Source organism: Mucilaginibacter gotjawali, from assembly GCF_002355435.1.
GTDB classification, from domain to species: Bacteria; Bacteroidota; Bacteroidia; order Sphingobacteriales; family Sphingobacteriaceae; genus Mucilaginibacter; species Mucilaginibacter gotjawali.
The window spans coordinates 67,012-87,691 of the sequence record NZ_AP017313.1 but is presented as its reverse complement, the minus strand read 5'-3'; the positions used below and the strand labels follow the sequence as shown (position 1 = coordinate 87,691).

Sequence of the window (20,680 nt, the reverse complement as noted above, 5' to 3'; positions counted from 1 at the left end):
TGAAAGCAATGCCGCCTGACGGGATCAAAAGTGAGATTTCGTGGAGAGGGTAATTGACAAGCTTTTCGGTACTACCGAAAAATAAATTTTGGAGAGGATATTGATTTAAATAAGTTCACAGGAGCATTTATCCTGTTCGAGCAAAAGGAATTTAAATCGGGTTTTGAATATAAAATGACCTCAAATAAAAAACAGGCGGGGTAACGTGGTTAAAAGTTGTTCCGCAAAAAAGCCGCTCCTATAACCGGGAACGGCTCAATAACCAGTTTATAGGTTAGTCAATAATAAGCTGATGATTAGTATTTAATAAGGTGCTGTCATTTCCCCTTTAATGAACCTCAGATTCCCCAATACAATTTCGCGGTAAGGGTTTCTAACGACAATTGTGACTATACGCTGCTCCTGATATACATTTTTAACCACAATGAGGTAGTAATTATCACCGGCCTCTTTCATCTTCTTAAACTCATTATTGGTAATGGTAAAGAGGTCCGACAATCCGGCCATTCCCTTAACTTCAATAAAAATACCCGCATCCCTAATTTCCATATCACAACCTTTCCCGATACTCCCATCAGCCAGGGCAGAATTTTTAAGACGAGGCAAATTGTACCAGTTAAGGTCAATTTCCTGTTCTGGTTCTAAATGAAGCTGCTCATAAAGGCTAGGCTGTTTAATGGTGAGCTTTTTGAAAACAAAATATTCCGCTAAAAAGCCGAGATCCTTTTTCGACTGGTCCGATAGTTCTGTTCGGGGCGTATAGTTGATGGCCGTTGATGGTTTGGGCAGACTGGAAGTTCCCGACGACTGTATATCTGCGGCAACTGTAAATGGCAATACAGGACTATTGACAGCATTATCAAGTACTTCCAGGTAATTCTCAAAACCGTTACTTATGGTAATCTCTTTTACTTCAACCTGCTCCTGTATTAATTTAGTAGTTACAGTTACAGCAGGCGCGGTACCTGCCTTTATTTTATCTACTAAAACAGCTGACTCATCCGCTGGCATTTCAATAGTTATTCCCTGTTCAAAAAGATGCCCTATTTCCTCCAGTCTATTATGGTCAATATCCCTGGAAACAGCATATTCATATTTTTCTTCTTTACTGTTCAGCAATTGAATATCGTTTATGATCAGGTCAAGTCTTTTCATATCCAGATCCGTCAGGTATTCAAAATATTCAGCCAGGGCCCTGCTGAAATCTTTGGTGGCGTAGATCAGCAAGCCCTCATCGATATGTAAAACGCTTTTCTCTTTTTCGCCTTCAACAAAAAATGGCTGCTCCAGGCTATACTTGTCGCCTTCAATATCGACTTCCAGTTTCATTGCCTTATGGATGATTAGGTTTTTATTACGAAATGATTCCAGTTCCTCGTCGGAAAAGTTTTTGTCCTGATCATCTTCCACAAATGCCAGCATTACTTCCGGGTTTTTCACGCATTCAGACAACCCTGAAGGTTCGCCTGTTGAAGCAATTTTTGTTTTGATGATCTTGGAAATTGACCGCCCGATCTTAGCCGCATATTTACCCCACTCATTCCTGTCCCTTTTCGTAAAGACGAAGGGATTGGTAACCTTTTCGATCAGCCCGGCATCCGTTACTTTATCCAGGAATGCCTTCTGGTCAATATGGATCGCATTAATACCCTTAGTCCACTGAAAAGTCTGGTCAATCAAAGACTTAGTTAAAAACTGTTCCTGCTCAAATAAGCGAACATCAGTTTCCCTCGCACCTAATACGTTCAGACAGTCATGCAGATAAGTGAGCAAGCGGTTAAAGAATTTTTCGAAACCGTTTTTATCTGTATTTTTTTCAGGATCAGGATAGCTTTCCAGCACCATCCGAAATAGCTTCCGATAGCTTTCCGGGCTGTTAACCGAAAAATGAAAAATATCAAAATCTGTAAGGAACTGGCTGTCTGTGAACTGGTCGAGCAGTATAACATGCAGGTATTCGAGGATAGGCTGGTTGTGTACTTTGACATAATCGCTTTGTGACATTGCAACCACCTGATGTGGTTGTTTCAGCGAAACCTTATCCTTGTAGGATACCGGAATCCAGCTGTGATTTTTTAAATAGTTAACGGCCCCTGACCTGGCAATCTTTGTTTTTTCGTCGGTATAACGCTCTCCATCCACCCTGAGTGTCATATCGGCAATCAACGTACTTGTAATAAATCCATGATAAACTGGCCAAGTATGGATGATACTCCGACTATAGGCAACCGTAATGTCATTTTGGGGCCGATGGAACTGGCGGTCGTTGTTTATAAAAGTGGAATTATTTTCATCAATAGCTTTCCTGCCTTTTTGGATATAAACCGCAGGGACCTTCCATACGCCAAGATCCGTTAAAAACGAATCCCATCTGGAAAAATCATCTCCCTGAATAAGGGCTTCCATATCTATAAAATAATAATCACCTGCATAAGCCTCATGAAGTTCAAAGTTTTCAAAGTAAACCGGTGACTGTAAAAGATTCTTCCAGTCTTTCCTCTGAGTAGCCTTATGCATCACTGGGAACCAAAGATCGTCACTCATCCTGGCGATGGATTCAGTTTTACTGATTCCCAAGCCTTTTAAGAATCCAATGAGCGCGACCGCTATCTTGTGCTGATCCTCGTTCTTGAGGTCGGTCATTTCTTTAAATAAACTGATTGCCGCGCTCATGAGGCTTTCTTCACTGTACTCATTTAAACCTAACTGGCTCCGGTGATTGTCCCGCAGGCCTTCTACCTTTATTCCCTGGTGAAGAAAACTTAAACGATCATCCAGCACAGCAGGGGTATAGAATTCTAATTTACGCTGGTAATAAATAACAGTCTCGTTTCCGGCTACCAGTTTTCCATTTTGGGTCAGCAGTATTTTCTTTGCGGAAAGGTCGAATAGCCATACGGTATTCTGTTCATAAAGGCGCTCAAAAAACTTGGGGTCATTAATACGGGATTCGCATTTAGCTTCTATATTTCTGACAATAAAATCTTTTGCAAGCTGGGTCGTACCGCATTCTTTGATCAGCCAGTCCTGTATCCGGGTGTCAGGCATATACAGCAGATATTTATCTCCCAAAATATCATCGTCAAAGAGGTCGCTTTCCTTTTTGGTGACCAGCAACACCTCCGATGGAGCGAGAAAGCGCTTTGCGGCTGCATTATAGATAAATTGTTTGCCTGCCCAGCGAATTTTCAGTGCATTGTAAAAGGGTTCCAGGTTATTATTGAGTTCCCGTTTATACGCCAATACCGACAGCACATCAGCCGAAAAATCGGTTTTAACAGCAGCTAAAAAGTCACCGGTATAATACTCGGCAATCTGATCGAACAGCGCGGCATTCAGTTTGCTTTGGCCGGACAGCCCCTTACGGTCAATCGTTGCCGAAAAAAAGCTATGAATACTAAATGAAAAACCGGTAATGGGGTCAAGCGCATAAAAAAGGTACAACTTACTCTGTGCAGCCGGCATGAATTTTCCGGATACATCAGTCTGCAAAAGGAATTTGCATTCCGCCTTGTTATCCGTTTTGAACTGCGTCTGCTCATCCTCATCAAATGAGCCGATTATTTCGGATGATAAACAGAAATGATATTCATAAGGCTTGTAGTAAGAAGGTTTTGCATTTTCTTCAAGTACGATCCTCGGGGTAAGCGCTACGATCTCTTTTTTATTTTCACCTATCTCCATGCTGGTAATGGCGGATAAAAAGACAATATCCTGCCCGGTGATCTGCAAAGCTTGTTTAAGCGCCTCTTGTCCCGTGATCTTCTTATTGAGCTTTAATTTAATAATGGTGGTGTACCCTTGTATAAATAGATCAGGATATGCCTGCTCTACGGTAACTGCGGAATATAAAGGGAACTGGAAAAGCGGCAATATATCAACGGGCTGCCCAATCAGTTCCGCAGTTTCTCCGGTACTGAAATAAAAAGTACCTGAGTTGGTCATAATAGCTGGCTGGTCAGTAATCTCAAGGATGGAATTAAATCCGATCCCTTTATGCCCGATCATTCCCCTATCCGTTTTTGTGCTGATTGCTGGAAAGCAAATGCTTCTTACACCTTCTTTATTAAAATCCATCCCGTTATTAGCAAAAAAAAGGGTATCGCCTTCAAGCCAGGCTTTAATCCTGCCTTTTTTAACCATGCCCATAACAATTGCATCGCGGGCATTCTGGAGAAGCTCTAAAAAGAACCTCGATTTATAGGAACTCACAAAATGGTTTTGGACGTATCGGTCGGATGTCAAACCATCAGGGCTTCGTCTGGCATTCTCGGTAAAAATATCTTCGGTTATCTGCTTAAGGTCAATTGGCATTGGTTGTAATAAGATTAAGTATCAGCTTTCGAAAATAGCATTTAAAGTTTATCAAATCACAATAGAATAGGTGTTGATTAGGAATTTCCGCTATCGATCTTTTGCTTGATCTTCTCTTTCATCTGATCAATATACTTTGTCGGGCTAAGGCGTTTGCGCCTTTCAATCTCTATGAAGCGCCGCTGGATCACCCCGATGCTGACATGCAGATGAGCTTCCAGCCATCGGACGATCTGGTTCAGGCTCGCATTCCCGTTATTGAGCTGCCCGGTGAGCCAGATCCCGTAGGCAAGCTCAACGATATTTATAGAATCCCCCGTCCATTTCATTTCGGCAACCTGAACGCCGTTTTTAGCTTTCAGGCTCAATTCGGGGTATTTTAGCGGCGTGATCTGTTCCAGTATAAAATACTGGATGTGTTCATAGGCGATAAATTTGGCAAAGAGCAGACTTACCGGCGTAGAAACAGACCAGTCACTTTCATTAACATCCGCTAAAGGCATTGACAGGGGTGCGGCATTGCGAAGGAAGTAAATTCTGTCCAGATCATTTACACCTGTGCGGTAGTACTGGTAATGAAATGAGTTCATCCGGAAGAAGCTTTGAAGGGCTTTCAGTTCGTCTTCAAAATATTTCAGCTGTACTTCATTTGTTCCGATAGGCTTGTTGACCTGCAGGCTATAGCGCATTACCTCTTCAATTCTGAGTGCCACCATTTCAGGTTTGGTGATCTTAAAGAATAATATCTCCTCGTCCTCATCCGGAAATTTAAAAGTGGTCAGAAACTGGTTCAGTTCATGGAGTTTGCTTTCAATCAATTTTGATACGCTGAAAAGTTTTTCAAGCGGATTTTCGGTTTCATTAATTTCAAAGAGTTCACTAAAAAGGGCAGACCTTAATTTTTCAATATGCTGGTTCATAGATAGACGTTAAAAAAGATAAAAGAATTCTGTTCAGGGCATTATTCCAGTGCCTGGTATTGATCGCTGTTAAATGAAGATAGTTAGTGCTGTTTCTGAGTGCAATTCAGACTGAATTGCCTTGATGCATCAGCACCCTCGGTAATTACGACAATCGCATTGCATATTTTTTGGATCAGTACAGCAATGAAATAACTGGAAATTACCAGTATCATCAGTATTCCGTATGACATCTCCATTTTTTCCATTTTAAAAATACAGACAGAGAAGACAATAAGGACATTCAGGGCTCCTGTACATTCATAGAATAAATTATAACGACTGATCCTTGTTGCAACCTGGCGGGCGCTTGACAGATATTGATGATGATTCCGGTGATGGTGCATGAGGCGGCTTTCCGGGTTCATCTTTCCGAACAAGCCTTTAAGCTCATCAGATAACTGGTTTTCTGCACGTCCCGACATTTCATTCAAACAGGCGGTCTGATAAGCAATTTCAGGGGAGTTTTTTGCTGCAACGATCAGCATGGCGATCAGGTACCCGGCGTTGATCAGACCGGCGACCGGCTCAGTATAAATTACGCCGGAAAGCACAAGCAATATCAAAACACCCTCAGAGAGCATGACAGATGCAAATCCCGATACAGCATTCTGAATCTTTTGTATATCTGTAAGATGGATTTTAAGCGTTCGGTTATTTACCCCTGCCTGCGGCAAATCCTGTTTGTAAACTATCTTCCGGATATACGAAGTCAGGTACTGTTCATTAACGGCATTATTTAATTTGATGAGTACCCGTTGTTTGATGTAAGCAATCATGCTTTTAAAGATCGTAATGATCAACAGGAGCAGCAGAACAGCAATTACCAGGCTTTGCTTTTTCCCGGTGAGTGAGTCTTCGATCCCGCGCTGCAGAACCCAGGATAAAGCAATTCCCAGCAACGTGATGCACACGTTTAAAAAAGGGATACTAAACCAAAGACCTTTGGGGAAAGACCTGATCGTTAACAGCGGCATCCATGCCCGTTCACGGCATGGGAGGCCCTTAAACAAAATGTCCTCAAAGTACAGGGCTGCATTGCTTTTCCAGGCGGCAGTAAGGTCATCCTCGCTGATGAAGTGCATTTTTCTGGCTGGGTCTGCAACAAAATACTGCCAGCTGCGACCTTTTTTTAAGCCCCCGTAACAAACCATAAAATGAGGGTCTCCGGTTTCATCTATGATATGAAGTATCGACGGGCATGAAGTGCGGCGGAGCGTTGCCACGTCCATTGACACGCAGCGCGCAGTGAGGCCGAACCTTTCAGCCAGTCTTCGCATTTCCAAAAGCGACAAACCGTTTTCCGGTACACGGGATTCCATAAGGAGCGACGCAGCATCGTTCTTCCTGCCGGAATAGATTAAAACCATTGCGAGGCAAGCCAGTCCGCAGTCACTTTGTGCGGACTGCCGGACAAAAGTGTTTCTGATTGAATTCAAATTTTTCATAAAAGCAGATTAGATGTGTTAAGTTAAGGAGCGGGCAGTTGATCAGCCTGAAGCGGGAAACAGCATGAGCGTACAGAAAGTTACCGATGCGACCCAGATAAATAAAGCAGGCAAATAGGCGGTTACCACTACTTGCAGCGATCTGTCATAGTTTAAACCGCTTAGTCTGTAAATTCCAAGGGCCAGCAGGAACCAATAACCGATCTCAAATAGATTGACGGTCTGGAGCGCGTAATTCCAGTCTGCAGGGGCATCTTTAAATAAACTCAAAGCTGAAAGAATGTAATACTGGCGCCAGTCCTCCAGCGTTCCGTGAGGAAATACATAATAGAAGCTGGTTATTTTAATTACTGCCGGAATCAGGAATACAAATTCTGCCAGAACAACGACGTTAAAGATGTCTTTGTAATTGACCTGCTGATCAGCCAGGTATAATGCGGTATAAAGCACCAGGGAAATGGTGGCCAATTTTCCGATCAGGTAAGCCGCTGACGAAATATATATCCAGCGCTGAAGGTTTTCATAGATGCTTACCTCCTGTCCGGGAATGCCTGAAAGCGGATCGCCACTGTTCGAGTAGAACCCAGGAGTAAGTATATAGCGGTTCGTAATATTAATCAAGACGAAAGTCAAAAGGATCAAAACAAGCAGGTTTAGTGTACCATTTTTTAACAATAATTTCATATTTATGTAATTTTGAGTAAATTTCTGCCTGCACAGTGCAATAAACAATAACTGTTAGTTGTAAATTAGTAGTTAAAGTGTTTGCTTATAACATAATATTGCCTATGATCGGCCTTATCCATCTGTCAGAATCTGAAGCCCCGGTAACATATTGCCTGATGCTGATCATAGCACTGGTCAGCCTGGCTGCTATCTACAACAAGGGAATATTTGCAGCACTTTTACTTCACCCTTACAGCGTCATCCGGCAGCGGCAATATTACCGCCTGTTCACAACTGATCTGGTGCATAACGACTTAGTACACCTTGTATTTAATGAGGTATCGCTTTATATCTTTGGTGCCAATCTTGAAGTAACATTAGAAAAGCGCATGAGGAATGGAGGCTGGCACATGCTGCAGATCTTCGTGATAAGTGAATTGGCAGGTAATGTATTTTATACCGTAATTCACCGGAACAGGTTTGATTATTCCAGCGCGGGTTGCTCGGGAAGCGTGATGGGCTGCCTGTTCGCATTTATGATCCTGGATCCTTATGGAACAGCCTTAAGTTTTGCGTTTATCGGAGGTATAAGGAATATATTTACGGGACTGATCTATATCGTGCTGTTAAGCTATTACCGGTGGAAGAAGGGAAATGAGATGGTTAACCATGAGATTCATTTGTATGGGGCACTTGGCGGAATACTGGCGGTTTTGATTGTTTGCCCGGCAATTCTGTTTTAAATACCGGGGGATGTGTTCCCCCGGTATTGGGTTAAAAGATGGCAAGACAGGCCGGGCCTGCAGCTGCGCCGATAAAACCTATTGCAGCACCTATGCCTCCGAAAAGTCCGCCGATTGAGGTGGACAGCACAATACTGGTGGCACAGGCGCTTACGCCGCCTCTTAATTCATCTGAGTGGTGGTCTGGTAAGTCTATCATAATGATAAATTTTAATGCCTCTTTCCAATATCGGAAATTGAGTTAAAGGTCATAAGTGAGCAGTCCGGATGCTATAACCCTTAGTTGTAAATTACTATATTTGCTTATAGGATAATTCATCTTTCATTTTTGTTAATGGATAATATTGGAGAGAAAATACGGTTGAAAAGGCTGGAGAAAAGGCTCAGTCAGGAGAATATGGCTTTCGATCTCGATATTTCGCAGGCCGCCTATTCAAAGATAGAACTCGGACAAACTGACCTTACTGTTCGCCGGATCTTTGCGATTGCAGAAATTCTGGAAGTTTCACCTTACATATTTATGCCAAAGCCAAAATATGGCTCGGCGCTGGCTCAGGAATTCGTTTATAAGACGCTGAATAAACTTCGTAAATTCTGGAGTTCCATAAGGAAAAGCAAGAATGGACTTTCGCAAAGCGAACATTCTCATACTTCCCCACAGTGACATTTTAAACATCTTTTTAAATTAAATTACAATCCACGGTTGTAATATTAATCCGCTATTAATCTGATTTTTAACTCATAGAACCGAAATCTAAAATCAGGTTATCATGGATTACAGATCGTACGAGAAGCGGCTGGACTATATTTTGGAGTTGATCACCAAAAGCCGTTTCCGTTCTGTGGAAGCAGCGGCGAAGCGATTTAGCTGCAGTACCCGCACGGTTAAGCGGATGCTGAATCATCTGAGGGAAAGAGGTCATAACATTCAGTATGACCGCCTCGAAAAGAAATATTTCATCAAAAAAGTTGAGTGACATTTTCTGTCATTGGGGGCATTATACCTTTGAATTAACCCTCACAGATATGAAAAAGTTAAAAAAATATTTACTTCCTGCTATTTGCTTTTTACTGATCCTGTTATGGGTATATGCTGCCTCGAGTAAGTTAATGGAGTTCGGGATGTTCCGGGCGCAAATGAGTAAACAGGCATTGTTCCCTTTCCTGAAAAACTCAATGCCCTATTTGCTGCCCCCTGCGGAATTTTTAACGGCCGGATTGCTGCTGTTCGAAACTACGCTACGAACAGGATTTTACCTTTCGTTCGTCATGCTGCTTGCCTTTACGATCTATATAGGCCTGGGTATATCCGGGGTATTCGGTAAGGTTCCCTGTTCATGCGGCGGTATTTTATCCCATATGAGCTGGAATGTGCACTTCGTTTTCAACATCTTCTTCTTGCTGTTAACTGTTTTCGGGATATATATAGTTCATGGAGAAAGGAGGGGCAAAGATCAATAGAAAGAAGCATAAACCGCTTCTGAAAACGCATATAGCGTTACCTGAAGCACGGGGTGAGCCAAAAACCGGGCAACAGAGTAGGCATAAAATTTCAATTTACATTTACACTAAAGTTTTTCTGATGGTTTTTTGATTTAAAAAGCCGTCAACAACATGAAAACAAAACTCATAGGGTTATTGGCGATCATTATCGCTGTAAGTGCGAGCGCATTCACTGCTCCTAAAAAAGTGAATAACTTCACCAGTTACAAGTGGTTTTTAATTACCGATGGTGTTGCTGTTGGCGCCCAGGTTCCGCAGGCGGACGCAACATATATTCAGGACAGCACCACGCCGCCGACAGAAAGCGGATGTTCCGGTACAACCAACCAGTGTGTTTCCGGCTTCCTTGCAAGTCAGGTAAACGGATCAAACCAACTGAAGGACAACCATCAGATGCCTGCTCAGCAGTCTCAGGAACAAAACTAACTGATCATCAACGTATCGTTGGTTCAAACCCAACCTCAGGGACACCAATCATCAAGCACCTACATCACGTCCGATGTAGGTGCTTTTTATTTTTCATCAATTTTTTAAAACACTTAATTATTAAATAGTCCGCAAGCCTGCTTTGATGATTGCATAATCGTTATTTAGCAGATAAGTTGAGTTGTTGTTATTTCGCGGCATTGGTGGATATTCCGGAAACCTTAACCGGGCGATAAGTGATCTGAACTCCTTTGAACAAGCAGAAAAACAGAGCAAGGCGAATAAATTAAAAAACAATTAAACGGGTAATTCACAGGAGAATGTGAGTTTATTGAACCACAATGGAGACATTACTATCACACGATAAGCCTTACATCATTTTTTTATAGCAGCAAGCATATGGTAGCTGTTTCAAGTGCAAATTGAAACAGCTATAATACAGGATACCTGAAAGTATTAAGCATTTTGTGATGGGAAAGAAAGCCCGGTTCGCTGCATTAGTACAAGAAGGCATGATCAGATTAAATGTATCAGTTGCTCAGCCATACTATCCAGTTCCTGAAAATAGCAGGCCCTTATTTTATTTGAGGTAATGCAGGCCTGCTTTTGTATTGTATGCCCCCAGGCTGTCTGGATCGCTCAGCCGGGAGGAAGCCGGTTTTCAAAAACCGTCGGATTGGCCGCCGCTGTACAGGTCATTTACATTTCGCTAAAGGGCATGCCGGACTGACTACTTTTTTATATAAGCGATCAGGTCCGGCAATGACCGGCCAACTCCGTCCGCGGATACCCCCAGCTCCTCGGCCGTGCTATCGCCGCGGTTTACCCAGAATGTCGGGTAGCCAAAAAATTTGGCACCGCAGGCATCCCAGCCGCCGAATGCCGCAAAAACGATCTCGTTTTTCGGCAGCTTTAAAGTCCTGGTTCCCATTTGATAGGCTGCCGGACCTGGCTTAAAAGCACGCACTTCATCGGTGCTGAGCAGATGGTCGAAATATTGGCCGATATTATTCTTCTTTAAGGAAGACTGAAGCATGTCAACCGTAAAGTTGGATAGAAAAGACAAGCTGATATTCATGTTTTTAAGGGTTTCCAACCCTGGAACGACATCGGGCCAGATGTCAAGATTTAAATAGGCGTTCATTAACCGGGCTTTGTACCCAGCGGGGATAACGATGCCTGTTTTTGCCGCTGCATAGGTGAGGGCATCTTCTGTCACTTGCCAGAAATCCCTGTACTGCCCGGCTGCGGTCAATAGCCATGAATATTCAAATTGCCTGGTTCGCCAAAGGGCTACTAATTCGTCGCTTTTGGCCCCCAACAATTCAGAGGCAAGTGCGAATACCGGTGCGGGGTTAAAAATGACAAAGCCATCAAATAAAACAGCTTTCTTCATGCCATTTGATCTTGGTCCCTTCCCCGAGGCTCCCGCTGTTAAGGGAATTTGCGCGGCTATCAACCCGGCCACGGTTGTCGTGATAAAACCCCTCCGGGAGAACACATTCGTGTGTTTTTTTTCTGATATGAACTCCTTTTTAGTCATGTTGATGAAATTATTTTGCGGGTTAAATTTTGCCCGGCTTAAAACTTTTTGATCAATATTACCCCGGTAACCAAAAGCATGATCCCGGCAACCCTCACCCAGTTTACCGGGTGCGCCGCGTAATGCAGCCAGCCATAATGCTCTATAAGTACTGAAGAGATGATCTGTCCGGCGATAAAAAGATAATGGTATTCCCGACACCGATCTTTTGGGGCACGATACTGAACGTTAAGATGTTCATGGCGATGATCACACCGCCAAGCCACATTACCCAATTTGTTTTTAACAGTTGCCCGTTGACCGGCAGGGGTGTACGGGTAACGGCTATGAGCAGGCCTACTAAAAGCGCCGCGATTAAAAAGGCGCATAAAGTCGCCAGGTACGGGCTGCCGAGCGTCCTCCCCAAGGCGCCGTTACTGGATGCCATGAGCGGCAGGCACATGCCGACCATCAGGGTGGCCAATATATAAGAAACGTTATTCATGGATCAATTATTAAAGCGTCCCGTGCTTATCCGTCTTTGACAAGCAGGGGACGCGGGTTAACTTACTTACCGGATATCATTCCTCGTTAAAAACTCCCTGATATTCTCCGCGATCTCCGTGTGATACTCTTCCAGTGCAAAATGACTGGTGTTATACACATACAGTTCGGCGTGAGGCAGGTCCGTCTTGTAGGCTTCAGCAGCAGCAAGCGGGAAGAACTGGTCATTTTTACCCCAGGTGAGTAAGGTGGGTGGCAGGTGGGTCCGGAAATAATTTTGCCAGTTCGCGTACTCCGCTACGTTCGTGGAATAATTATGCAACAGGTCTAAATGAATATCTACCAATCCCGGCCTGGTCAGGTAATACAAGTCAATCATGGGACCATCCAGGCTTATTTTTTCCGGGTCTTCAGCTCCGTCAAAGTAGAATATCCTGATGCCATCCAGGGTCATTAAGCCTCTGATCGGTTGCTCTGTTTCCGCGTTACGGTCTTGTAAAAACGGCATTGCCAATCCGAACGCGGGGCCGATGCCTTCCATATATGCATTTGCATTCTGGATAATCAGCGACTGGATCAACTCGGGCCTGCGGGCGGCGATCCTGAAACCAACCGGGCCGCCGTAGTCAAAAGCGTACAGGCTGAATTGCTTCAAACCGATCTGGCCGATAAATTTCTCGATCGTCACCGAAAGGTTATGGAAGGTGTATTCATATTCCTCGCGGGAAGGTACGCCGCTATTGCCAAATGCGGGGTAATCCGGGGCGACCAGGTGATAGTCATCTGCCAGGTCATTGATCAGGTCCCGGAAGGAGATAGAAGATGAAGGGAACCCGTTCAATAGTAAAATAGTTGGATTCTCTTTGTTCCCGGCCTCCCGGTAAAAAATGTTGACACCGTCTACGATCTCATTTTTGTAATAAATTGTTGCTTTTTTCATTTTAATATGGTTTGATATTTATAGGAATTAAGGTTTCAGAGCGAAAAATATGTCGGCTGAAATACGGTTGAATTGCAGGTAAAACAATAGGATGCAGTACACCAGGATATAGATCATTTGAAAGGTAACCGTGACCCAATCAGAAACCAGGCTTTTACCCGCAAGTAAGAGAAACATCAACAGGCAACCCGCTATCAGCACACCCTGTGTCTCCAACCCGCACACCAGCAGCAGGCCGATGCCTGTTTCGAGGTAAGGCAGCGCAAGGCCTGCCGTTTTTATGGTAAGGGGCGGCAAGCCCGAACCCTCAAACTCCCGGGCTAAGGCATTTAAGAATAGCACCCGGCCATTCTTAAGCCTGACCAGCCCGTGAAGCAGTATGTTAAGGCCCAACCCGGCCCTTAACAGGAAAAATGCAATGATTTCGTTCATACCACAAACAGACCAGTCTGTTTTATATTGAGAATAAAATTATTTGATGTTGTTTTGTACCAAGAATGACCTGATCAGGGTGGCCGCTTCAGCATGTTTTTCTTCCAGCACAAAGTGGCCGCCGTTTAATAAATGAATCTCTGCCTTGGGGAGGTCTTTTTTATAGGCCATCGCCCCTGCGGCGATAAAAAGCTTGTCGTTTTCCCCGGAAATAACCAGGGTCAATGGCTGGTGTTTCTTAAAATAATCCTGCCATGTTGGATACAGGGGCAGATTCGTGCCGTAGTTTCGGAACAAAGCAAGCTGGATATCCTGGTTGCCCGGCCTGTTCAAATAATATTGATCGGTAATATAGCTGTCGGGGTCTATTTTCGACACATCTTCCGCACCGTCGGTATATTGCCATTTAGTACCTTCAATGCTTAAGAACCCCTTTACCGGGCCGATGGTGGATTCCCCAGGATCTTGAATATAGGCAACCAATGGCTTCAGTGCATCGCCCAGTCCTTCGGTATAAGCGTTAGCATTTTGCACGATGATCGACTGAATCAATTCCGGCCTTGCGCTTGCGATGCGGAATCCGACAGGGCCACCATAATCCTGCACGTAAAGGCTGAATTTTTTTAAACCCAGGGCGTCGATAAAATGGTTTATCGTTGTAGCCAGGTTATCAAAGGTATAATTGTATGCCGTTGGCTCCGGCGCACTGCTTTGTCCAAAACCGGGATAGTCCGGCGCGATCAAATGATAATTAGGGGCAAGGTCCCTGATCAGGTCCCTGAACATGTGGGAAGAAGAGGGGAATCCGTGAAGCAATAAAATGGTGGGTTTATTTTTATCTCCGGCCTCCCGGTAAAAGATGTCCAATCCGTCCACCTTTATGGTCCTAAAATAAACGCCTGCTGTCGCATTCTCTTTTGGTGTTTGATGGGCCGCTAGTTTCGGGTGAGCTGCCGCATAGGCTACAGGGCTTAAATTAAATGCGCTGCCCAGCAATAGCGAGGCGACGATGATCTTTGTTTTCATTTTTTTTGTTTTGGTGATAAAATATATACAGACAAGTCTGTTTTAATTGTGTTAAATTTTTTTCTTATTAACTGGCTGTCCTCGTCCTGTAATGTTTAGTTATAAGATCTTTCCGGCCAGCGTTTTTGCCGTCTGAATTGGCCAGGCATTGCCGTGCACCTTGTTGGTGATCAATGCACCATCGAACAGCATATACAATTCGTCCGCCAGTTTTTCCTTATGTACGGGCCTGAGAATATCTGCGAACATGGCCCTTACGTCATCTTTTTGTTTGCGTATAACCCCCCGGACCCTGTCGCTGTCGACCGGCAATTCCGAAACAATATTCAGGAAATTACAGCCATAATACTCCGGCTGCACCGATACCTCGGCTAAAAAATCAAACACAGCGAGTATTTTTTCCTTCGGCGCTTCGAATTTTTCAGCTTCGGCTTTTAAAGCCGCATTGGTTTCCGCGCCTTTTACGGTCAGGTATTCTACCAGCAGATCTTCCTTAGAATGGAAATGCTGGTATAATGACGCTTTGGCCACTCCGGCTTCTTCAATGATCTGGTTAATACCGGTCGCATTATAGCCCTGCTTATAAAACAATCTGGATGCGGTTTCGACGATCTGATTTCTTACGGCACTTGTTTTCATGGAGCAAATTTAAAATTTAATTTTTATATACAGACAGGTTTGTATGTTTTTTTTATTTTCTATGACTTTCAGGTGTTGTTTGTCCAATGAATCAGCAGATCGCGAACACCTCTTTGACCGGGCGGGCAAGTCGATTCATTAAGCGATGGGCCCAGCATTTATCTTCAATTTGTTGAGCTGCAGGAGCTTTAGATGAAAGCATAGCCAATAACGTTTCGTTGCGGGCTATGCTATTAAGCTCACCTGTTACCTGATGCCCTTTTCGCGTAAAAACGACCGGATATAAGCTGCGATCTCGGCGTGGTACTCCACCAGTGCAAAATGCCCGCCATTCAATAAATGCACCTCCGCATTTTTCAGGTCCTTTTGATAAGCTAATCCACCGGGGGCGATGAATATCGGATCATTTTTGCCCCATACGACCAGCGTTGGCGGCTGATGCTGGCGGAGGTATTGCTGCCAGTCGGGATATTTTGTTAAATTGATATGGTAGTTTTGAAACAGCGCATTTTGGATGGGCTCATTCTCTTCCCCTTTAATAAATTGATAATCCATTAAATAAGCATCGGGATCGATATGGGCGGGGTTATTTGCCCCCCCGGTGTACTGCACCTTGATGCCTTCAAATGAAATGATGGATTTAAGGATGTTTTCAACACCGGCCTTATCTCCGGCATCTTCCATCGCCATGATCTTTTTGAAGCCGTTCCCTAATCCTTCCTGGTAGGCATTGGCATTCTGGATGATCAGGGCGCTGATCCAACCTGGATGTTTTGCCGCTATACGGAAACCTATGGGCCCGCCATAATCCTGCATGTATAAACTAAAGTGTTTGAGGTTAATCCGGCTGATAAAATCCTCCATCACAGCCGCCAGGTGATCAAATGAGTAATCAAACGCAGACACCGGCGGCTGGCTGCTTAAGCCAAAACCGGGGTAATCAGGCGCTATCAAATGGTAGTTTGCTGAAAGGTCATTTATGAGATCACGGTACATAAAAGACGAAGACGGGAAGCCGTGCAATAGCAGCAGCGCCGGCTTATCAGGATTCCCGGCTTCTCTGTAAAAAACATCCAACCCATCTACCCTGATCGTTTTGTACGCAACTTTTTGATACCCTGCCTGGCTTCGCTGTGCCCTGGCGATAAAACCGAAAACAACCAGCACAAAGCATAAAACCGAAGAAATTTTTGTTTTCATACTTAATTACTCTTTATTTTCAATATTACCTTACCGACTGTTTTCCTGTTGGCCATGTCCTCATGCGCCTGCTGGGCATCTTTCAATTCATACCGGCTGCTGGTGATGATCTTTAACGCCCCGCTCGATACCAGGTGTAAAAGGTAGTCGGCGGCCCTTTTGAAGTTTCCGGGTATCGCGGTGTAAGACCCGATGTAGAAGCCGGTCACTGACTGGTTTTTGAAAACCAATTGCATCACCTGATCTGCGCCGAAAGACGACGACAGGATGTCCAATGAGCCGTAAACCACAAACCGCCCATGTGGAGCCAGCAGATTAAAGCTTTGTTTAACGATGTCGTTTGTTCCGGAAGAAAGGATAACGCTGAGGCCTTTTCCATCCGTTTCTGTTTGGATTTGCTCCATCCAGTCCGGATCGGTGTAATTAACCACTACATCGGCGCCGAGGGAACTGGCCAGCTCCAGTTTGGACACGCTGCTTGCACCGGCAAATACCTTTCCAATACCCAGGATCTTTGCCAGCTGGATGGCGACGGAACCGACCCCGCCGGCAGCCGCATGAATAAGGACTGCATCAGTCCCCGATATTTTTGCAGCCTCTGTTAGCAGGAAGTAAGCGGTTAGCCCCTGCACCGGAATCGCCAGCGCATCGTCATACGATACGTTATCCGGAATCTGAATCACCTCTTCAACTGACGCGATGGCATATTCCGCATACCCGCCATGACCGCCCGTTGCAAACAACACTGCTACGACACGTTTGCCCAGTAAATCCGCATCAGCATCCCCGCCGACCTGCTCGACCACCCCCGCCACTTCGGCGCCTAAAATTACCGGTGTATCCGGTATGACCGGGTAAAGCCCCTGCCGCATTTGGCTTTCTGCAAAATTCACACCCGAGGACTCGACTTTGATCAACACCTGGGATTTACCCGGACGCGGTGTTGCAACTTCCTGGAGTTCCAATACACCGCCGATTTCATTTAATACTACTGCTTTCATTTGTTTTAGTTTAAATTATGGATCAATTGCTCCATAATTATACAAATGTGATTTATTTTAGAGTTATTGCTCTAAAATATTTATTGTATTACACTTAAATGACGATCAGGAGGGCAGCAGGTCCAGTGTGGTGTTGATAATGTTATCGATCGTGGATTGATGAGGGGAATTGAGTAGCAAGGCGCGCAGACCGTTGACGATATTAAAAAGATACTGGGCTAATTGGATACTTTTAATATCTTTTGAAATTTCGCCGGCTTCTTTGGCCATATCGACCGCTGAAACGAAGGCCTTTTCGACCCGTTGATGGATTGCGTCGGCTAGGCCCAGGATGGCGGCATCGTCTACACTACTGTCAATCGATGTGTTAAAAAAGAAACAGCCTTCGTAGGTGTCTTTACCGGCAGCTTTTTTAGTAGCTTCCAGCAAAACAGATTTAATTTTTTCTTTGAACTTTAAGGGCACTATAAGCAGGTTTTCCAGGGCAGTGATATAAACAGTGTCGTATTTCTGCAGGCATTTTAGATAAAGTGTTTTTTTATCGCCAAAACTATTAAAGAAACTGCCATTGCTTATCCCGGCGGCATCGATCAGGTCTCTGGTGGATGCGCCGCCAAACCCTTTCTGCCAAAAAACATCCAGGGCCTTTTCGATTACGATATCTTCATTGAAAATTTGCGGACGAGCCATATTTGGTGTTCTGGAGTAAGCGCTACAAAACTACATCTTTCGGGGACAAAAAAGAATTTTAACTTTCCCGGAACGCTCGTCGCATTATGGAACGCTTTGTATAAGTCTTTAAGCGTTTTGTGTTTGCAGGCAAGGTCCGCAGGACCGGTACTACCTGTAAATGCAGGGTCTTGGCAGAAATGGTAAATGAATATCTCGAGGATGAATGGATCAAGTTCAATTTGGAAAGCCGCCCCTGGTTCAGGGTGTTTAATGACCAATATTTACTTTATTATCGAAAAGTTTACTTTCACTCATCAGAATCCCTTTGAGATCATCGTTATTGAGTTGGATCGCATAGATCGCCGAACGCGTTTTGCTGCCTGGATTGACCTTGCAGTGGTGGATTTCTATAATATCAAAATCGTCCGCAAGGATCACCCGGTTATATTGCAAACAACGGATATCTTTATTGTTAAAAATAAAATCGTGGTCGTATCCCTTATGCTGCAGGTCGATGATAATATCGGTTTTATTTTGTTGGTGCAACATCGCCTAAAAATTAAAATTGGTAATAAATAAAAAAAAATGAAGCAGGACGTCGCCAACTATAAGGCTGATAAAAACAACAAAAGAAACATCCTCTTTTTCCCTGATCCGGGTGATCGTTTTTGTGATTTTTTTCATCCTGATGTTGATTTAATGAATGCTTTTATCCGTTTAAATTTCCGCCTGCCTTTATACTTATTTTTTTAATTTCCTGATCTTGATCTGATTTGTTCCGCTAAACTGTCTTTAAAAATGGCATTTAGTTTTGCCGGACTAATTTTTGATGTTTTAAAACATTGTGCCATCGCTTTATTAAGATAGCGGCTGTCTTTTCGATATTGCCTGCAAGCCCGGCACTGGATCAAATGAATTCCCAGTGCCAATTTTTCGTTGTAGGTTATTTTTTCAAACCGGCCTTTTTCTAACAATAGTGTTATTTTTTCGCACCTGTTACTGATCTTTACGCCCATATCCGGTTTGCATTAATTCCAGTTTTTTTGAAGACAGGCGCGAAGATTAAGCTTGGCCCGGTGAATGATCACCCAATAGTTTGAAGGCGTAACCCGCAGTTCATTGCAAATGATCTGGGTAGACTGGTCATCTATATGCTTCATCCGGAAAACAGCCAGCCAAAGCTCCGGCAATTTCAGCATACATTTTTCCAGGACCTGGTTGAATTCCTTTTCCCTAAGCGGGTCATTTTCTTCAAAACTCAGATAGACCGGTTGATCTGTCTTATTCCAGCGCCCATCGACCGGATTAAAGAAGTCCTCTGCCTCCGATGGCATTTTTGCGGACATCCGGATGATAAGGCCTGAGGACCTCCTCCTGTAAACGTCGAAGATCTTATTTTTCAGGATGGAGACAAGCCAGGTCCTTTCCGAGCTTCTCCCCTCGAAAGTACTGGTCCGCTCCAGCGCCGCAAGGAATGTTTCCTGCACAAGGTCCTGTGCCAGATCACTGTCATTAATCCTGACAAGGGCATAATTGTACATAAAGTCCGCATGTCGCTCAACCCAATATTGAGGCTCAAGGCTACATCTATTACTGATTGGGGTACTGATGGTCTCTAAGTTTTGCATACCTTTCTTTATTAAATATTGATAAAAATCCAGCCGGTTAATTTCGTGACCCTGAAATGATCAGGAAACCTAACGGTACTCAGTTAAGGGACGACTGCGGCTGTACCCCTTTGGCAAATCCTACCGTATCCCGATAATATTGCGGTGAAACGCTCGTATTTATTTTAAAAAACCGGCTGAAATAATATTCGTCCTTATACCCCAGTTCGTAGGCAATTAATTTTACAGCCTTATCCGTTACGTATAATTCTCTTTTTGCTTCAATGATGATCCGTTCATTTATTAGCGTAGAAAGTGATCTGTTAAAGTTTGCTTTTGCAATACTTGCCAGCGTTTTGGCAGAGATATTAAGCAGTTTGGTGTAATCACTCGGCGAGTGCTTTATTTTGAAATTCTCTTCAATAGCGTTCTTTAATTTTTGAAGCGTAAAGAGATCCTTATTTGCCGTCGCCATCACTGTTGATTGGGGCGTTTGTTTTAGTTTTAATCTGGATGCAGTGATGAGGATTATTTTCAGGTAGGAAACAAGAACATCATGTTGCGCCAGCGCGGAGTTTTGCATTTCCTCTTTAATCTGATCAAATAACATACTTAATGTTATTGTCAGATTCTCGTCTACATTGACGAACGGTTTACTGTAAACATTATTGAACAATACCCCGTTTGATTCGACTTCCTTATCATGTTTATGAATGCAGAAGAAATCAGGGTGGAAATAAATGGCAAAACCGGTTATTTTTCCATCGAAAGAGAAAGAGAATGGTTGATAGGGCGCGAACGCAAAGAAGGTATTATCCCCGAAATCATTCTTGTCAAAGTTTGTATCGACCGTCCCGGTACCCTTAACTATCCAAATAAGGGAAAAGAAATCGTTACGCTGTATTCCCCTGAGAAAACAGTCGTCTTCAATTGTTAAATGCCTCAGGGCGAGTTTACTGTTTTGCGGGTTTATGAGGGTGAACACTGATTGATTTAGCATGGTCAAATTGTTTAAAGTTTTTACGGGCTTGTATAAATTATTTTAGTCTGGTTTTAACCGATAACTTTGTTTCCGGGC

General features: G+C 43.8%; 22 protein-coding genes and 1 pseudogene. 5 read left to right on the top strand and 18 right to left on the bottom strand.

The genetic code is table 11. The annotated features are described in order from the left end of the window. Positions 1-303 precede the first annotated feature (303 nt). From MgSA37_RS00460 to MgSA37_RS00445, 4 genes are all read right to left on the bottom strand, one after another. Complete coding sequence (locus tag MgSA37_RS00460; protein ID WP_096349320.1) at positions 304-4,314, bottom strand: DUF3883 domain-containing protein; 4,011 nt, start codon at positions 4,312-4,314, stop codon at positions 304-306. Positions 4,315-4,391: 77 nt separating this feature from the next. Further along, positions 4,392-5,234 carry an RteC domain-containing protein gene (locus tag MgSA37_RS00455; protein ID WP_096349319.1) on the bottom strand — a complete coding sequence of 281 codons (843 nt, stop codon included), beginning with the start codon at positions 5,232-5,234 and terminating at the stop codon, positions 4,392-4,394. A gap of 83 nt (positions 5,235-5,317) precedes the next feature. Next, positions 5,318-6,721: a cysteine peptidase family C39 domain-containing protein gene (locus MgSA37_RS00450; protein WP_096349318.1), complete on the bottom strand. Its 1,404-nt coding sequence runs from the start codon at positions 6,719-6,721 to the stop codon at positions 5,318-5,320. Positions 6,722-6,763: 42 nt separating this feature from the next. Then, positions 6,764-7,405 (bottom strand): hypothetical protein, encoded by a 642-nt coding sequence (locus tag MgSA37_RS00445; RefSeq protein ID WP_096349317.1) that lies wholly within the window; start codon positions 7,403-7,405, stop codon positions 6,764-6,766. Between the two features lie 104 nt (positions 7,406-7,509). On the opposite strand from MgSA37_RS00445, the gene MgSA37_RS00440 reads away from it, so the two are divergent. Beyond that, entirely contained in the window at positions 7,510-8,130 is a 621-nt protein-coding gene (locus MgSA37_RS00440) for a rhomboid family intramembrane serine protease (RefSeq protein ID WP_096349316.1), read from the top strand. Between the two features lie 31 nt (positions 8,131-8,161). Here MgSA37_RS00440 and MgSA37_RS28000 read toward each other — a convergent pair whose 3' ends face one another. Beyond that, complete coding sequence (locus MgSA37_RS28000; protein WP_157750362.1) at positions 8,162-8,329, bottom strand: hypothetical protein; 168 nt, start codon at positions 8,327-8,329, stop codon at positions 8,162-8,164. A gap of 135 nt (positions 8,330-8,464) precedes the next feature. Here MgSA37_RS28000 and MgSA37_RS00435 point away from each other — a divergent pair, with 135 nt between their 5' ends. From MgSA37_RS00435 to MgSA37_RS00420, 4 genes are all read left to right on the top strand, one after another. Further along, positions 8,465-8,794 (top strand): helix-turn-helix domain-containing protein, encoded by a 330-nt coding sequence (locus tag MgSA37_RS00435; RefSeq protein ID WP_096349315.1) that lies wholly within the window; start codon positions 8,465-8,467, stop codon positions 8,792-8,794. A gap of 106 nt (positions 8,795-8,900) precedes the next feature. Next, on the top strand, positions 8,901-9,107 hold the full coding sequence (locus tag MgSA37_RS00430) for a DeoR family transcriptional regulator (protein ID WP_096349314.1): 207 nt from the start codon (positions 8,901-8,903) through the stop codon (positions 9,105-9,107). Positions 9,108-9,156: 49 nt separating this feature from the next. Further along, on the top strand, positions 9,157-9,591 hold the full coding sequence (locus tag MgSA37_RS00425) for a MauE/DoxX family redox-associated membrane protein (protein WP_096349313.1): 435 nt from the start codon (positions 9,157-9,159) through the stop codon (positions 9,589-9,591). Between the two features lie 153 nt (positions 9,592-9,744). Next, positions 9,745-10,059, top strand: a complete 315-nt coding sequence (locus MgSA37_RS00420) for a hypothetical protein (RefSeq protein ID WP_096349312.1) — start codon at positions 9,745-9,747, stop codon at positions 10,057-10,059. A 730-nt stretch (positions 10,060-10,789) separates the two neighbouring features. On the opposite strand, the gene MgSA37_RS00415 is transcribed toward MgSA37_RS00420, so the two are convergent. The 13 genes and pseudogenes from MgSA37_RS00415 to MgSA37_RS00350 form a co-directional block, all read right to left on the bottom strand. Further along, positions 10,790-11,455, bottom strand: a complete 666-nt coding sequence (locus MgSA37_RS00415) for a haloacid dehalogenase type II (protein ID WP_096357168.1) — start codon at positions 11,453-11,455, stop codon at positions 10,790-10,792. Between the two features lie 185 nt (positions 11,456-11,640). Beyond that, positions 11,641-12,029: pseudogene (locus MgSA37_RS00405) on the bottom strand (DMT family transporter). 123 nt (positions 12,030-12,152) lie between these two features. Then, a complete protein-coding gene (locus tag MgSA37_RS00400; RefSeq protein WP_096349309.1) occupies positions 12,153-13,025 on the bottom strand; it encodes an alpha/beta fold hydrolase in 873 nt (290 codons plus the stop codon). Positions 13,026-13,052: 27 nt separating this feature from the next. Beyond that, positions 13,053-13,457, bottom strand: a complete 405-nt coding sequence (locus MgSA37_RS00395; protein ID WP_096349308.1) for a hypothetical protein — start codon at positions 13,455-13,457, stop codon at positions 13,053-13,055. 39 nt (positions 13,458-13,496) lie between these two features. Further along, the gene (locus MgSA37_RS00390; protein WP_096349307.1) at positions 13,497-14,483 is read right to left on the bottom strand and encodes an alpha/beta fold hydrolase; all 987 of its coding nucleotides are present in this window, start codon (positions 14,481-14,483) and stop codon (positions 13,497-13,499) included. Positions 14,484-14,582: 99 nt separating this feature from the next. Further along, positions 14,583-15,122: a TetR/AcrR family transcriptional regulator gene (locus MgSA37_RS00385; protein WP_096349306.1), complete on the bottom strand. Its 540-nt coding sequence runs from the start codon at positions 15,120-15,122 to the stop codon at positions 14,583-14,585. A 246-nt stretch (positions 15,123-15,368) separates the two neighbouring features. After that, entirely contained in the window at positions 15,369-16,322 is a 954-nt protein-coding gene (locus MgSA37_RS00380) for an alpha/beta fold hydrolase (RefSeq protein ID WP_096349305.1), read from the bottom strand. Positions 16,323-16,324: 2 nt separating this feature from the next. Next, complete coding sequence (locus MgSA37_RS00375) at positions 16,325-17,323, bottom strand: quinone oxidoreductase family protein (protein ID WP_096349304.1); 999 nt, start codon at positions 17,321-17,323, stop codon at positions 16,325-16,327. Positions 17,324-17,428: 105 nt separating this feature from the next. Beyond that, positions 17,429-18,013 (bottom strand): TetR/AcrR family transcriptional regulator, encoded by a 585-nt coding sequence (locus tag MgSA37_RS00370; RefSeq protein WP_096349303.1) that lies wholly within the window; start codon positions 18,011-18,013, stop codon positions 17,429-17,431. Between the two features lie 249 nt (positions 18,014-18,262). After that, entirely contained in the window at positions 18,263-18,544 is a 282-nt protein-coding gene (locus tag MgSA37_RS00365; protein WP_096349302.1) for a hypothetical protein, read from the bottom strand. 3 nt (positions 18,545-18,547) lie between these two features. Next, positions 18,548-18,679, bottom strand: a complete 132-nt coding sequence (locus MgSA37_RS29295) for a hypothetical protein (RefSeq protein WP_260146646.1) — start codon at positions 18,677-18,679, stop codon at positions 18,548-18,550. Positions 18,680-19,023: 344 nt separating this feature from the next. Next, a complete protein-coding gene (locus MgSA37_RS00355) occupies positions 19,024-19,623 on the bottom strand; it encodes a sigma-70 family RNA polymerase sigma factor (protein WP_096349300.1) in 600 nt (199 codons plus the stop codon). 79 nt (positions 19,624-19,702) lie between these two features. After that, positions 19,703-20,602, bottom strand: coding sequence for a helix-turn-helix domain-containing protein (locus tag MgSA37_RS00350; RefSeq protein WP_096349299.1), 900 nt, complete (start codon positions 20,600-20,602; stop codon positions 19,703-19,705). Positions 20,603-20,680: the final 78 nt, after the last annotated feature.